14 protein-coding genes are annotated in these 14963 nt (G+C 64.2%); 5 read left to right on the top strand and 9 right to left on the bottom strand.

Annotation, left to right across the window (positions count from 1 at the left end; genetic code table 11):
• Positions 1–16 precede the first annotated feature (16 nt).
• The 6 genes from M2334_RS00175 to mdh form a co-directional block, all read right to left on the bottom strand.
• Entirely contained in the window at positions 17–283 is a 267-nt protein-coding gene (locus M2334_RS00175) for a GIY-YIG nuclease family protein (protein ID WP_264606007.1), read from the bottom strand.
• 67 nt (positions 284–350) lie between these two features.
• Entirely contained in the window at positions 351–1625 is a 1275-nt protein-coding gene (gene odhB / locus M2334_RS00170; RefSeq protein ID WP_264593473.1) for a 2-oxoglutarate dehydrogenase complex dihydrolipoyllysine-residue succinyltransferase, read from the bottom strand.
• A 33-nt stretch (positions 1626–1658) separates the two neighbouring features.
• Positions 1659–4478, bottom strand: coding sequence for a 2-oxoglutarate dehydrogenase E1 component (locus M2334_RS00165; protein WP_264576918.1), 2820 nt, complete (start codon positions 4476–4478; stop codon positions 1659–1661).
• Between the two features lie 99 nt (positions 4479–4577).
• Positions 4578–5462, bottom strand: a complete 885-nt coding sequence (gene sucD, locus M2334_RS00160) for a succinate--CoA ligase subunit alpha (RefSeq protein WP_181560935.1) — start codon at positions 5460–5462, stop codon at positions 4578–4580.
• Positions 5459–5800, bottom strand: coding sequence for a GIY-YIG nuclease family protein (locus tag M2334_RS00155; protein ID WP_264604512.1), 342 nt, complete (start codon positions 5798–5800; stop codon positions 5459–5461). The genes sucD and M2334_RS00155 overlap by 4 nt, the downstream gene beginning before the upstream one ends.
• Before the next feature lie 70 nt (positions 5801–5870).
• Positions 5871–6833: a malate dehydrogenase gene (gene mdh, locus M2334_RS00150; protein ID WP_181560933.1), complete on the bottom strand. Its 963-nt coding sequence runs from the start codon at positions 6831–6833 to the stop codon at positions 5871–5873.
• A gap of 451 nt (positions 6834–7284) precedes the next feature.
• Between mdh and groES the strand changes: the two genes are divergently transcribed.
• The 3 genes from groES to pepF all read left to right on the top strand — a co-directional run bounded on the left by groES (position 7285) and on the right by pepF (position 11310).
• On the top strand, positions 7285–7572 hold the full coding sequence (groES, locus tag M2334_RS00145) for a co-chaperone GroES (protein WP_181560932.1): 288 nt from the start codon (positions 7285–7287) through the stop codon (positions 7570–7572).
• A gap of 38 nt (positions 7573–7610) precedes the next feature.
• A complete protein-coding gene (gene groL, locus M2334_RS00140) occupies positions 7611–9257 on the top strand; it encodes a chaperonin GroEL (protein ID WP_181560931.1) in 1647 nt (548 codons plus the stop codon).
• 187 nt (positions 9258–9444) lie between these two features.
• Positions 9445–11310, top strand: a complete 1866-nt coding sequence (gene pepF, locus M2334_RS00135; protein ID WP_264604511.1) for an oligoendopeptidase F — start codon at positions 9445–9447, stop codon at positions 11308–11310.
• Positions 11311–12019: 709 nt separating this feature from the next.
• Here pepF and M2334_RS00130 read toward each other — a convergent pair.
• Together M2334_RS00130 and M2334_RS00125 are read right to left on the bottom strand one after the other, a co-directional pair.
• Positions 12020–12172 carry a hypothetical protein gene (locus M2334_RS00130; protein ID WP_264604510.1) on the bottom strand — a complete coding sequence of 51 codons (153 nt, stop codon included), beginning with the start codon at positions 12170–12172 and terminating at the stop codon, positions 12020–12022.
• Positions 12173–12239: 67 nt separating this feature from the next.
• Positions 12240–12647 (bottom strand): EVE domain-containing protein, encoded by a 408-nt coding sequence (locus M2334_RS00125; RefSeq protein ID WP_264593469.1) that lies wholly within the window; start codon positions 12645–12647, stop codon positions 12240–12242.
• A gap of 151 nt (positions 12648–12798) precedes the next feature.
• Here M2334_RS00125 and M2334_RS00120 point away from each other — a divergent pair, with 151 nt between their 5' ends.
• Complete coding sequence (locus tag M2334_RS00120) at positions 12799–13746, top strand: isopenicillin N synthase family dioxygenase (protein ID WP_264576911.1); 948 nt, start codon at positions 12799–12801, stop codon at positions 13744–13746.
• A 115-nt stretch (positions 13747–13861) separates the two neighbouring features.
• Here the strand turns inward: M2334_RS00120 and M2334_RS00115 are convergent, their stop codons facing one another.
• Complete coding sequence (locus M2334_RS00115) at positions 13862–14233, bottom strand: dihydroneopterin aldolase (protein WP_264593468.1); 372 nt, start codon at positions 14231–14233, stop codon at positions 13862–13864.
• A 165-nt stretch (positions 14234–14398) separates the two neighbouring features.
• Between M2334_RS00115 and M2334_RS00110 the strand changes: the two genes are divergently transcribed.
• A complete protein-coding gene (locus M2334_RS00110) occupies positions 14399–14944 on the top strand; it encodes a GNAT family N-acetyltransferase (protein ID WP_264604509.1) in 546 nt (181 codons plus the stop codon).
• The last annotated feature ends 19 nt before the right edge of the window (positions 14945–14963 follow it).

Below are 14963 nucleotides of genomic sequence, written 5' to 3'. Positions count from 1 at the left end.
AGGAGCCCAGGGCGGCTCAGAACAAACGGTCGAACAGATCCTGCCATTGCGGATTATCCTGTTCGATCAACTCAATCTTCCAGCGTCGTTTCCATTTCTTGATCCGCAGTTCGCGCGCCCGCGCTTCCTGAAGATCGTCATGCTGCTCGAACCAGACAAGGTGTGTGCAGCGATGCTCTTTCGTGAACCCGTCGATCAGGGCGTTGCGGTGCTGATAGGTCCGTCCAGCCAGGTCGCTCGTCACACCCGTATAGATCGTCCCGTTCGGCCCGCTGGCCATGATATAGACATATCCCGGCTTCGTCGCGCGTCTCCGCCCTGGGCTCCTGCTTTCGCAGGAGCACTAAACCTCACAAATCGATCAGCAGGCGGGTCGGGTCCTCGATGGCGTTTTTGAGGGCGACGAGGAAGGTCACGGCCTCGCGGCCATCGACCATGCGGTGATCGTAGCTCAGCGCCAGATACATCATCGGGCGCGCGACGATCTGGCCGTCGACCACCACGGCGCGCTCCTCGATGCGGTGCAGGCCGAGCACGCCGGACTGGGGCGGGTTGATGATCGGCGTCGACATGAGCGAGCCGAACACGCCGCCGTTGGAGATGGTGAAGGTGCCGCCGGCCATGTCCGCCATCGACAGCGTGCCTTCCTTGGCGCGCTTGCCGAAATCGGCGATGGTCTTCTCGATCTCGGCGATGCTCATCGTCTCGGCATTGCGGATGACCGGCACCACGAGGCCATTGGGCGCCGACACCGCGACCGAGATGTCGCAGAAATCATTGTAGACGATCTCGTCGCCCTCGATCTGCGCATTGACGCCGGGGATGTCCTTGAGCGCCATGCATGCGGCCTTCACGAAGAAGCCCATGAAGCCCAGGCGCACGCCGTGCTTCTTCTCGAACAGATCCTTGTACTTGGCGCGCGCCGCGATGACGGCGCTCATGTCCACATCGTTGAACGTGGTCAGAATGGCGGCGTTGTTCTGCGCTTCCTTGAGGCGCCGCGCGACAGTCTGGCGCAGGCGCGTCATCTTCACGCGCTCCTGATGGCGCGACGGGCCGGCGCTGCCGGTCGCCGGTGCCGGCGCGGCGGCGGCCACGGCGGACTCGCTCGCGACGGCGCTGCCATCGGCGATGGCGGCCATCACGTCGTCCTTGGTCAGGCGCCCGTCCTTGCCCGTGCCCTTGATCTTGCTGGGGTCGAGGCCATGCTCGAGCACCAGCCGGCGCACGGCAGGCGAGAGGGTGATGGCGCCAAGCGTGCTGTCGCCTTCATGCGCGGCCTGCGCGGGCGCGGGTGTGGGTGTGGGTGCAGGCGCTGCCTCGGTCTTGGCCGGGGCCGGCGCAGCGGCTTCCGCCTTGGCCGGTGCGGGCTTGCTGGCCGCAGCCGCGCCTTCCTGCACGGTGGCGATGACGGCACCGACATTCACGGTGTCGCCTTCCTTCACCAGCAGCTCGCCCAGCACGCCGGCAACCGGCGCGGGGACTTCCACCGCAACCTTGTCGGTCTCCAGGCTGGCGATCGGCTCATCGGCCTTCACCGCGTCGCCGGGCTTCTTCAGCCACTGGCCCACCGTCGCTTCCGTGACGGATTCACCCAGAGTCGGCACTTTCACTTCAGTGGCCATGTCTTTCCTCCTGCCCGGCGCGGCCTGCGCGGACTATGCTTTCTTCTGGCGCTTGATCTCGGTGCGCACATTGTGACCGAGCGCGTCCGCGATGAGCGCACCCTGCTCGGCCTGGTGACGGCGGGCAAGGCCGGTGGCAGGCGAGGCCGAAGCCTTGCGACCTGCGTAGCGGGCGCGCATCGGCGCCTTGCCGGCCTGATCGAGCGCCTCCTCGATATAGGGCTCCACGAAGAACCACGCACCATTGTTGCGCGGCTCCTCCTGACACCACACCACTTCCTCCAGCGCGGTCATGCGCTTGAGGCGCGTGGCGAGCGCCTCGGTCGGGAAGGGATAGAGCTGCTCGATGCGGACGATCTGCACGTCCTTGTCGCCGGCGGCATCGCGCGCTTCCATGAGGTCGTAGGCGACCTTGCCGGAACACAGCACCAGCCGGCGCGTCTGCTCGTCCGCCGCCGGTGTGGGGTCGGAGAGGATGCGCATGAAGTGGCGATCGCCCTGGAAATCCTCGGCCTTGCTCACCGCCAGCTTGTGCCGCAGCAGCGACTTGGGCGTGAAGATGATCAGTGGCTTGCGGAACGGGCGCAGCATCTGCCGGCGCAGGATGTGGAAATAGTTGGCCGGCGTGGTGCAGTTGGCGATCTGGATATTGCCTTCCGCACAGAGCTGCAGGAAGCGCTCGAGCCGTGCGGAGCTGTGCTCCGGCCCTTGCCCTTCATAGCCATGCGGCAGCAGCAGCACGAGGCCGTTGGCCCGCAGCCACTTGGACTCGGACGAGGCGATATATTGATCGATGATGATCTGCGCGCCATTGGCGAAATCGCCGAACTGCGCTTCCCACAGCACCAGGCTCTTGGGGTCCGCCATGGCATAGCCATATTCAAAACCCAGCACGCCATATTCGGAGAGCGGGCTGTCATAGACCTCGAAGTGGCCGTGCGGCACGGTGGAAAGCGGGATGTACTTCTTCTCGCTGTCCTGATCGACCCAGACGGCGTGACGCTGGCTGAACGTGCCGCGGCCCGAATCCTGACCCGACAGGCGCACGCCATAGCCTTCCGACAGCAGCGAGCCGAAGGCCAGTGCCTCGCCCGTTGCCCAGTCGAAATTCTCGCCGGTCTTGAACATCTCCGCCTTGGCATCGAGCACGCGCCGCAAGGTGCGGTGGACGTTCACGCCCTCGGGCACCGTCGTCAACGTGCGGCCCAGGCTCTCGAACAGCTTGGGGGACACCGCAGTTTCGACATTCTTGCGTGCGGTTTCGATGTCGGCGGGCTGATGCAGGCCCGACCAGCGACCGGCAAACCAGTCGGCATGATTGGCCTTGTAGGTCTTGGCCGATTCAAATTCTTCCTCGAGATGATCGACGAAGCCCTCGACCTGCGCGGACAGGAACGAATCGTCCACCACGCCCTCTTCGCGCAGGCGCGAGGCGTAGACCTCGCTCACCGGCGGATGCTGCTTGATGCGCGCATACATGAGCGGCTGGGTGAAGCTCGGCTCGTCGCCCTCATTGTGGCCGAAGCGGCGGTAGCACCACATGTCGATCACGATGTCGCGATGGAAGGTCTGGCGATATTCGATCGCCAGCTTGCAGGCGAAGGTCACCGCCTCGGGATCATCGCCATTCACATGGATGATCGGCGCCTGCACGCCCTTGGCGACATCGCTCGGATAAGGCGAGCCGCGCGAGAATTGCGGGCTGGTGGTGAAGCCGATCTGGTTGTTGACGACGAAGTGGATGCAGCCGCCGGTATTGTAGCCGCGCACGCCGGAGAAGCCGAAGCACTCCCACACAATGCCCTGGCCGGCGAAGGCCGCATCGCCATGGATGAGCACGGGCAGCACCTGCTTGTGCTTGCCGGGGCCGATATCGTCGCGGAACAGCTGCTGCGCGCGCACCTTGCCGAGCACGATCGGGTCGACCGTCTCCAGGTGCGAGGGGTTGGGCACCAGCGACATGTGGACATTGATGCCGTCGAAATCACGGTCGGTCGATGTGCCGAGATGGTATTTCACGTCGCCGGAGCCGCCGACATCCTCGGGATTGGCAGTGCCGCCCGAGAACTCGTGGAAGATCACGCGGAAGCCCTTGGCCATCACATTGGCCAGCACATTGAGGCGGCCACGATGGGCCATGCCGTACACGATCTCGCGCACGCCCAATTGGCCGCCATATTTGATGACGGCTTCCAGCGCCGGAATCATGGACTCGCCGCCATCGAGGCCGAAGCGCTTGGTGCCGACATATTTGCGGCCCAGGAACTTCTCATATTGCTCGGCCTGGATGACCTTGGCGAGGATCGCCTTCTTGCCCTCGGGCGTGAAGATGATTTCCTTGTCCTTGCCTTCCATGCGGTCCTGCAGGAAGCGGCGCTCCTCCACATCGGAGATGTGCATATATTCCAGGCCGACATTGCCGCAGTAATTGGCGCGCAGAATGTCCACCAGCTCGCGGATCGTCGTCCACTCAAGGCCGAGCGCGCCGCCGACATAGACCTTGCGGTCCTGCTCCGCACCGGAGAAGCCATGATATTCGGGCGTCAGATCGGCCGGCAGGTCGCGCTGGCTGAGGCCGAGCGGATCGAGATTGGCCGCCAGATGGCCGCGCACCCGATAGGTGCGGATGAGCATCATCGCGCGGATCGAATCGGCGGCTGCCTTGGCGACATCGGCCTGCGAGGCGGGCGCACCGCTCTTGGCGGCGGCGGCCTTGATCGCCACCTGCATCTGCGTGGGGTCGAGCGCGGCGGTCAGATCGTCCGTGCTGTCGAGCGGCCAGCCCTTGCGCGCCCAGCTCGGCCCTTGTTCGGCCTCTTGCGCGCCGCTGAATTCCTGATTCTCGTAACCCATCGGTTCGATCCTTGCCTCTCTCCGCCGGGCGGAAGACGCCTGTGCCGCCATCCCGGACCGATCTTTTAAGGCGTCCCGGGTGAAGCGGCTGTTAACCACCTACGCCTTGAGCACCTCAAGCAGCGTCGTGCCCAGCTCCGAAGGGCTGGCCGCAACCTTGATGCCCGCTGCTTCCATCGCCGCGATCTTGCTTTCCGCATCGCCCTTGCCGCCGGAGACGATCGCACCGGCATGGCCCATGCGGCGGCCCGGAGGCGCCGTGCGGCCCGCGATGAAGCCGGCCATCGGCTTCTTGCGGCCCTTCTTGGCCTCATCGATCAGGAACTGCGCGGCCTGCTCCTCGGCATCGCCGCCGATCTCGCCGATCATGATGATGCTCTGCGTCGCCTCGTCGGCGAGGAACAGCTCCAGCACGTCGATGAAGTTGGTGCCGTTGACCGGATCGCCGCCGATGCCGACGGCAGTCGTCTGGCCAAGGCCGGCATTGGAGGTCTGGAACACCGCCTCATAGGTCAGCGTGCCCGAGCGCGAGACCACGCCCACGCTGCCCTTGCGGAAGATGGAGCCGGGCATGATGCCGATCTTGCACTCGTCGGGCGTCAGCACGCCGGGGCAGTTCGGGCCGATGAGGCGCGACTTGCTGCCCGAGAGCGCACGCTTCACGCGCACCATGTCGAGCACCGGAATGCCTTCCGTGATCGTGACGATCAGCGGGACTTCCGCGTCGATCGCTTCCAGGATCGAATCGGCGGCGAATGGCGGCGGCACGTAGATGACGCTCGCGGTGGCGCCGGTCTTGGCCACGGCTTCTTCCACCGTGTCGAACACCGGCAGGCCGATGTGGCTGGTGCCGCCTTTGCCCGGCGTCACGCCACCGACCATCTGCGTGCCATAGGCCAGCGCCTGTTCGGTGTGGAAGGTGCCGGTCGCGCCGGTCATGCCCTGCGTGATGACCTTGGTGTTCTTGTCGACGAGGATGCTCATGGGCTCGCTTCGCTTCCTTGTTCCCCGGCGAAGGCCGGGGTCCAGTTCTGACAGATGGACTCGAACAGATCGTTCCAGTCCGGGTTTATCTCTTCAATGAGGCGCAGTTTCCACTGACGCTTCCATTCCTTGATCCGCAGTTCGCGCTGCCGCGCGCTCTGAAGATCGTCATGGGCTTCGTACCAAACCAGCAGCTTGCAGCCATATTTGGTGGTGAAGCCCTTGATCTCTCCTGTCCGATGCTGAGTGACCCGTCTCACCAGATCACTCGTCACACCGGTATAAATCGTCCCGTTCCGCCGACTTGCCATGATGTAGACATAGCCGGCGGCGTTCATTGCATCACGGGCACTGCTGGGCCCCGGCCTTCGCCGGGGAACAGGAAGAGCAAGCGATGCGCGTCATCGCTTAGGCCAGGCTCGGATCGATGCCCTTGCACGCCACCAGCAGTTCCTTGACCGCATCGACGCTGACCTGGAGGTTGCCCTTCGCTTCGTCATCCAGCTCGATCTCGACGATCTGCTCGACGCCGTCCTTGCCGATGATCACCGGTACGCCGACATACAGGCCGTCGACGCCGTACTTGCCCTCGACATAGGCGGCGCAGGGCAGCAGGCGCTTCTGGTCGCCCAGATAGGCTTCCGCCATGGCGATTCCGCTGGTCGCGGGCGCATAATAAGCCGAGCCGGTCTTGAGCAGGCCGACGATCTCGCCGCCGCCCGAACGGGTGCGCTGCACGATGGCGTCGATACGCTCCTTGGTGGAGCGGCCCTGCTTGATGAGGTCGGGCACGGGAATGCCGGCGACCGTGGAATATTGCACGACCGGCACCATGGTATCGCCATGGCCGCCGAGCACGAAGGTCGTGACGTCCTTGGCGGACACTTCGAACTCTTCGGCGATGAAGTGGCTGAACCGGGCCGAATCGAGCACGCCGGCCATGCCGACGACCTTGTTGTGGGGCAGGCCGGAGAATTCGCGCAGCGCCCAGACCATCGCGTCGAGCGGGTTGGTGATGCAGATCACGAACGCGTCGGGCGCATTGTCGCGAATGCCCTCACCGACGGCCTTCATGACCTTGAGGTTGATGCCGAGCAGGTCGTCACGGCTCATGCCCGGCTTGCGGGCGACGCCGGCGGTGACGATGATGACGTCGGCACCGGCAATGTCCGCATAGTCGTTGGAGCCGGTGATCTTGGCGTCGAAGCCTTCGACCGGACCGCACTGCGAAAGATCGAGCGCCTTGCCCTGGGGAATCCCTTCTACCACGTCGAACAGGACGATATCGCCAAGCCCTTTGAGAGCCGCGAGGTGAGCAAGCGTGCCGCCGATATTGCCGGCACCAATAAGCGCGATCTTCTTCCGGGCCATGCGCGTCTCCTTCTTTGCGCGGTGGTCGATGAGGCGCCCATAGGCCCAATTTCCTTACCGTTCAATGACGATCGGGCCAGATTCCGGCTTTTCTTTGCGATTAGTTCGCAATATCATTTAGGGGCGTTCAGCCGGTCCTTAGGGCCGATGAGTGACCGTCATCGATGGATCGCGACGCCTTCGACGCGATACCGTCCAACGGCCGAGAAGGCCGAACGGTCCACCGCGCCGGCAAAAGAACGAATAGTTTTTTGCTGCACCGCGCCTTGACGTGGGGTTCGACCGACCCATATGGCGGCCGTTAGCACTCACTCACTGACAGTGCTAACACAGTGTTTCACAGGCGGGGTGCCGGAGTCGGTATCCGGGGTGCGCACAGGCTTCGGCAAGGGCCGGCCGGGCGATCCATCGGACATCGACAGCGCCCGCCGCTATGGAAAGGACTTGGATAATGGGATTTCGTCCGCTGCACGATCGCGTGCTCGTTCGCCGCATCGAAGCCGATGAGAAGACTGCCGGTGGCATCATCATTCCCGACAGCGCCAAGGAAAAGCCGCAGGAAGGCGAGATCGTCTCCGTGGGCACGGGCGCCAAGGCGGAAGACGGCAAGGTGACGCCGCTCGACGTCAAGGCCGGTGACCGCGTGCTGTTCGGCAAGTGGTCCGGCACCGAGGTCAAGGTCGACGGTGAAGACCTGCTCATCATGAAGGAAAGCGACATTCTGGGCGTCATCGCCTGATTTTCGCACTCCGTTGAATTCAAGGAAGGACTAGCAACATGGCAGCCAAGGACGTCAAATTTTCCCGCGATGCCCGTGAGCGCATCCTGCGCGGCGTGGACATTCTCGCCGATGCAGTGAAGGTCACCCTCGGTCCCAAGGGCCGTAACGTTGTGATCGACAAGAGCTTCGGCGCCCCCCGCATCACCAAGGACGGTGTGTCGGTCGCCAAGGAAATCGAGCTCAAGGATAAGTTCGAGAACATGGGCGCCCAGATGGTGCGCGAAGTGGCCTCGAAGACCAACGACATTGCCGGTGACGGCACCACCACCGCGACCGTTCTCGCCCAGGCGATCGTGCGCGAGGGCATGAAGTCGGTTGCGGCCGGCATGAACCCGATGGACCTTAAGCGCGGCATCGACCTCGCTGTGACCAAGGTTGTCGAGGACCTCAAGGCCCGCTCCAAGGCCGTTTCCGGCAACAAGGAAATCGCCCAGGTCGGCATCATCTCGGCCAATGGCGACACCGAAGTCGGCGAGAAGATCGCCGAGGCCATGGAAAAGGTTGGCAAGGAAGGCGTGATCACGGTCGAGGAAGCCAAGGGCCTCGATTTCGAGCTGGACGTCGTGGAAGGCATGCAGTTCGACCGCGGCTACCTCTCGCCCTACTTCATCACCAACCCCGAGAAGATGCAGGTCGAGCTGGCTGACCCCTACATCCTCATCCACGAGAAGAAGCTCTCCTCGCTGCAGGCGCTGCTTCCCATCCTGGAGGCTGTGGTGCAGTCGGGCCGTCCGCTGCTCATCATCGCCGAGGACATCGAGGGTGAGGCTCTGGCCACGCTCGTCGTCAACAAGCTGCGTGGTGGCCTGAAGGTCGCTGCCGTGAAGGCGCCGGGCTTCGGTGACCGTCGCAAGGCCATGCTGGAAGACATCGCCGTCCTCACCAAGGGCGAGGTGATCTCCGAAGATCTCGGCATCAAGCTCGAGAACGTCACGGTCGGCATGCTCGGCACCGCCAAGCGCGTCACCATCGACAAGGACAACACCACCATCGTCGATGGCGCTGGCGATGCGGATGCCATCAAGGGCCGCACCGAGCAGATCCGCGCGCAGATCGAGACGACCACGTCCGACTATGACCGCGAGAAGCTGCAGGAGCGTCTGGCCAAGCTGGCTGGCGGCGTGGCCGTCATCAAGGTTGGCGGTGCGTCCGAGGTCGAGGTGAAGGAGCGCAAGGATCGCGTTGACGATGCGCTGCACGCCACCCGCGCAGCTGTCGAGGAAGGCATTGTCCCCGGCGGCGGTACGGCCCTGCTGTACGCCACCAAGGCGCTGGCCGGCCTCAAGGGCGTCAATGACGATCAGACCCGCGGCATCGACATAATCCGCAAGGCCATCGAAGCGCCGCTGCGTCAGATCGCCCAGAATGCGGGCTTCGACGGTGCCGTCGTCGCTGGCAACCTGCTGCGCGAAAATGACGAGACCCGGGGCTTCAACGCTTCGACCGACGTCTATGAGAACCTGGTGGAAGCCGGCGTGATCGACCCGACCAAGGTTGTGCGCGCGGCTCTGCAGGACGCGGCTTCGGTTGCCGGTCTGCTCATCACCACCGAGGCGACCATTGCCGAGCTGCCCGAGGACAAGTCCTCGGCTCCGGCTGGCATGCCCGGCGGCATGGGTGGCATGGGCGGCATGGACTTCTAAGAAGTTCACCGTTTTGGTATCAGGGAAGGCCGTCGGGAAACCGGCGGCCTTTTCCTTTGGGCAACGGCGGGCCGTGCGGGCGCCGCCGGTTTCGCACAAGCATCTTCCCATCGGCGCGCAATGCCGACACAGTAGGACATCGCAACCTGGCGCTGCCTGTTCCGCGGCGCCCGATCAGGATGACCGCATGACCGACCTTTCCCGCCGCGAAGCCGTGGCCGCCGCCGCCATTGCCGGCCTCGCCGCGCTGGCGCCCGCCTCGCTCGCCGCGCAAACCGCCTCCAACCGGGATCTCACCTGGGATCTCAGCGCGCTTTATGCCGATGATGCCGCATGGGACAGCGCCCGCCGGTCCGCGCTCGAGGCGGTCAAGGGCATGGCGGCCTATAAGGGGCGGCTCGGCGAAAGTGCCGAGACGCTCGCGGCGGCCTTCACCATGCAGTCCGACCTCTACCGGCAGATTCTGCGCGTCTATGTCTATGCCAGCCTGCGTGCCGACGAGGATGTGCGCGTCTCTGCGAACCAGGAGAAGCAGGGGCAGGCGGTTGACCTGTTCACCGCGTTCAGCGAGGCCAGCGCCTGGATCGCGCCGGAAGTGCTCAGCATTGGCGAGGCGAAGATCAAGCAGTTCATCGCCGGGAATGCCGTGTTGCGCGATCGGTTCGATCATGCGCTGGCCGACATGCTGCGTCGCGCGCCGCATACCCTCTCGCCGGAAGGCGAAGGGCTGCTGGCGAGCGCAACATCCGTGCTCTCGGCGCCGGGCGACATTTCGGACCAGTTGCGCAGCTCGGACATCCCCTGGCCCAGCATCACCCTGTCCACCGGCGAAAAAGTGAAGCTCGACAATCAGGGCTATACCGTCCACCGCGCGGCGCCCGAGCGGGCGGATCGCAAGGCGGTGTTCGATGCCTTCTGGAAGACCTATGGGGAGTTCCGCAACAGCTTCGGTGCGACCTATCTGGCGCAGGTCCGCGGCAATATCTTCGATGCGAAGGCGCGCAAATATCCCACCGCGCTGGCGTCGGCCCTCGCCGGATCGAATGTGCCTGAGGGCGTCTATCGCACCTTGGTGGCGGAAACGAACAAGGGCCTGCCCCAGCTTCACCGTTATTTCGAGCTGCGCCGCCGGATGCTCAAGCTGCCGGACCTCCATTATTACGATATCTATCCGCCGCTGGTCGAAACGGGGCGCCGCTTCTCGCTCGACGAGATGCGTCGACTGACGCTTGCTGCGGTGCAGCCGCTGGGCCCCGATTATGCCGCCTCTCTCTCACGCGCGACGGCTGCGCGGTGGATGGACCCGTGGCCACGGCCCGGCAAGCGGCCGGGCGCCTATATGCAGTCCAGCGCCTATGACGTGCATCCCTATCTGCTGCTCAACCTGAGCGACGAATATGAGAGCCTGAGCACCTATGCGCATGAGTGGGGCCATGCCATGCACAGCCTGCTCGCCAATGCCGCGCAACCTTTCGAGAAAGCGGATTATCCGATCTTCACCGCCGAAATCGCCTCGACGCTGAACGAGCTGCTGCTGCTCGATTATATGGAGTCGCAGGCCAAGACGCGCGAGGAGAAGCTCTTCTATCTCGGCCAGCGGATGGAGAATATTCGCGGCACCTTCTTCCGCCAGACGATGTTTGCCGAGTTTGAGCTGGTGGCGCATGACCGGGCCGAGGCGGGCGATGGTCTGTCGGGTGGCGCCTTCACCACGCTCTACACCGATCTGCTGGCGCGCTACCATGGGCCGAAGGTCGGCATGGAGCCGGCCTATGGCAATGAATGGGCCTATATTCCGCACTTCTACAACAGCTTCTACGTCTACCAATATGCCACCTGCTTCTCCGCCGCCGTCTATTTCGCCGGTGAAATCAAGCGCGGCGGGGCGAAGGCGCGGGACAATTATCTGGCCGTGCTCAAGGCCGGCGGCTCGGATTATCCGGTCGAGATCCTCAAGCGCGCGGGGCTGAACATGGCGGGGCCGGAGCCCTATCGTGCCGTCGTCCAGCTCCTGTCGGATACGCTGGATGAGGCCGAGGCGCTGATGGTCTGATCGAAGGCCGGGCGTGCGGGGGTTTTCACCGCGCGCGACTCATGAAAATGGGGGCCGGCATCGCTACCGGCCCCCACGATGCCATCGCCTTCCAGCCCGTCTCCGGGACATCCAGCGTCTGGCACGACGCTCTCGATCGTCAGATCGTGCGCCTCACGTCCTATTCCTTGCGGAAGTCCGACGTGCTGATCCGGCTGCGGCAGGCCGCCTTCGGATCGACCGCGCGAGGCTCGCCCGAAGGGCAAGCCGTGCCGGCCTTTGCGGATGCGGGATCATGCCTAGACGGCAGAGCCTGCATCCTTCCCGCTGCCTCGCGATCCTGTTCCCGGGGGAAGCGTGATCCTGCGGTCGGCGGCGGGCCGAACCAACGCGCTGAGCACGTCACCGCGCGCAGGTCTTGGTCCGTAAGATCAACTCAACATTCTGATTTAACAGAATATTTCTGTCTCTCTATGGCTTGATGGTCTCACGAGAATCGAGTCGTGCAAAGCATTATCCGCCGCTGCAATGCGGGGACCGCGATCAAAACTGTGGATGAGTGTGGATAAGTCCGGGGATAATCCGCGCCGGGCCGATCCTTGTTCCGCGCTGTAGGGAAGCGGCCGCAGATGCGCCAGCAAAAAGGCGCACAAAAAAGGCGACGCCTTGCAGCGTCGCCTTTTGATTTGCAGCAGAGCGACCTCAGTGGGTCGCGCCGTGCGTCATCTGCTTACAGGCCGCCGAACGGAACGCTCATGGCAGCGGCAGAGATGTAGGCAGCAAAAATCTTCTTGAGAATGGTCATGTCGTGGCTCCCGGAATTGATCGGGCGCAGCGCCCGGGTCTCTGGAGGCCATTTGTGTTGCAACGCAGCAAAGTTCAATTGCAAACGCCGAGCGACGAATGCAAAAACTGCAATCGTTGTGGCCCGCGCATTCAATCGGGAATGCTTATTGCTCCGATAAATCAACGATCCTCTGGAATTCCACGTCGCTCACCGACGACACGGACAGGCGCGATTGTCGCACCAAAGCCATGTTCGCAAATGCAGGATCGGCCTTGATCTGCTTGAGCGTGACCGGCTTGGCGAGTTTGCGCACCGGCGCGACTTCCACCGCGAACCACTTGCCGGTTTCATCCGTGCTGTCCTGCTCGGCCCCGCGGACGATCTCCATGATGCCAACGCATTCGACGCCGATATTGCTGTGATAGAACAGCGCCTGGTCACCGACCTCCATGGCCTTCATGTTCAGCTTGGCGGCATGGTTGCGGACCCCGTCCCACTCGGCGCGACCCTTCTCGACCAGATCGTCCCAGGAGAACACATCGGGCTCCGATTTCATCAGCCAGTAGCGCATGGGCGATCGATCCTCCTTTGCCAGCCTGCCCGGGCGCCATTCCATGCCGGTACGCGGCGTGCAAGGGCCTTCCGTCCGCCAGGCCCGGCGTGACAGCCGCGCCGCGAACGCCTAGTCAGGCATCATCATTTCACGTTCGAGTGAGACCGTCATGACGTCATCCGATCCGCTGGGGCATGTCCCCACTCTCTCGCTCGCGCGCCTCTCGCCGCAGGATTTCGCCGATGCGATCGGCAGCAGCTTCCGCGAATATGGCTTCGCCATCGTCACCGATCATGGGATGGACCCGGACCTCGTGGCGCGCGGCTGGGCGCTGGCAAAGGCATTCTTCGCGCTGCCCGATCCGGTCAAGCGCGCCTATCTCGTGCCCGGCGGCGCGGGACAGCGCGGCTACACGGCGTTCGGGACAGAGGTCGCCAAGGGCGCCAGCGAGAACGACCTCAAGGAATTCTGGCATGTCGGCCGCGCCCTGCCGGCCGGTCATCCGCTCGCCGCCGATATGCCGCCCAACATCTGGCCGGGCGAGATCGCGGGGTTCGAGGAGACTTTTACGGCGCTGTTCGCGGCGTTCGATGCCGTGGGCGCGCGCATCCTCTCCGGCGTCGCGCGCCATCTCGGCCTGGCGCCGGACTGGTTCGACGCCAAGATCGACGAGGGCAATTCCATCCTGCGGCTGCTGCATTATCCGCCCGTCTCCGCGCAGGCGCCGGGCATTCGCGCCGGCGCGCATGAGGATATCAACCTCATCACCCTGCTGCTCGGCGCCGAGGAAGGCGGGCTGCAGCTGCTGACGCGCGAGGGCGAGTGGATTCCGGCCACGCCGCCCGCTGGCGCGCTGGTCATCAATGTCGGCGATATGCTGCAGCGGCTGACCAATCATGTGCTGCCCTCGACCAGCCACCGCGTCGTCAATCCCCCGCCCGAGCGCCGGCACATCCCGCGCTATTCCATGCCTTTCTTCCTGCATCTCGAGCCGGACGTGATGATCGAGGCGCTGCCGCAATGCGTGAGCGCGGAAAATCCGCTGCGTGAACCGCCGATCAGCGCGCATGATTATCTGCATGAGCGGCTGCGCGAGATCGGGCTGAAGAAGGGTTAGGTTTTCACCAAGCACATCCCGTTCGTGTCGAGCGAGTCGAGACACGCGAGCGCTGTTCTAACGTGTCTCGACTTCGCTCGACACGAACGGGCGGAGGAATGTGGGTCTGCGAACCCTATTTCCGCCAGCGGGAGAGGGTGACGCCGATCTTCTCGTTCCGCTCGGAGAGGGCCAGCTTGACGATCTTCACCGTCACGTGGCGCGCCTTGCGGTCCTGCAGGAAGATGGTGTCGATGATGTGATCGGCCACGGCCTCGACCAGCATGAAGTGCTGGCCCCGGGTGATCGCCGTGGTCGCCGCATGCTTGAGGTCCATATAGTTTTTGGACGTGCTGAGCGGCGTGTTGGGCTCGTAATGGCTGCGATGCTCGAGCAGGGCGCGAATGCTGATTCGCAGCGGCTGCGGCAGATGGGTTTCCTCGGAATAGATGCCGGTCAGCACATCCACCTCAAGATCCTCGATCTCAAGCAGCAGCATGTCATCCATGGGATTCACGCCGTTTGCCGGATTGGCGCTGTGCCCTCCCGTTCCTGGCATTCCCGCCTCGCGTCCCGCCATCATAGCCTCGAATAACCCTTTTCATTTGGGCGTGAAGCGCTAAAGGCCGCCGCCTCGGGCGCTATTGCCCGCTTGGAAGGCGGACGGCAAGCGGTGACACGGATCGGCGAGCTGGCAGGAACCGGAGACGCGGCGATCACCGCGCTGCTCGATGCGGCATTTGGCCCGGCGCGCCACGGCCGCACGGCTTATCGCATCCGCCTGGGCATGGCCTGGTTCACGGACCTCTCCTTCGCCGCCTTCGATTCGGACGGGCAATTGATCGGCACGCTGCAAAGCTGGCCGGTGGCCCTGCACGGCCCGGACGGTCGCGAGACACCGCTGATCATGGTCGGGCCGGTCGCGGTGGTCCCAGCGATGCAGCGCCATGGCACCGGCCGCGCGCTGATGGACCGGCTGATCGAAACCGTCGATCTGCATCCGGGCGATCCGCTGGTGATGATCGGCGATCCCGAATATTATGGCCGCTTCTGGGGCTTAACGGCCGATGCAACGGGGGATTGGGCCGTGCCCGGTCCGGTCGAGCGGCACCGCTTGCTGACCCGCGCGGCGCCCGGCGTGGTGCTGCCCTCCGCCGGCAGTCTTGGCCCGCGCGGCACGGCCCTGGTGGCGGGGGCGACGGCCACGCCGGCGGTCTGAGCGCGTTGATCGCGGCGGA

The organism is Sphingobium sp. B11D3D (assembly GCF_025961755.1).
In the GTDB taxonomy this organism is placed as follows: Bacteria; Pseudomonadota; Alphaproteobacteria; order Sphingomonadales; family Sphingomonadaceae; genus Sphingobium.
The sequence above is the reverse complement of the archived record's forward strand: the minus strand, read 5'-3'. Positions and strand labels throughout refer to the sequence as shown.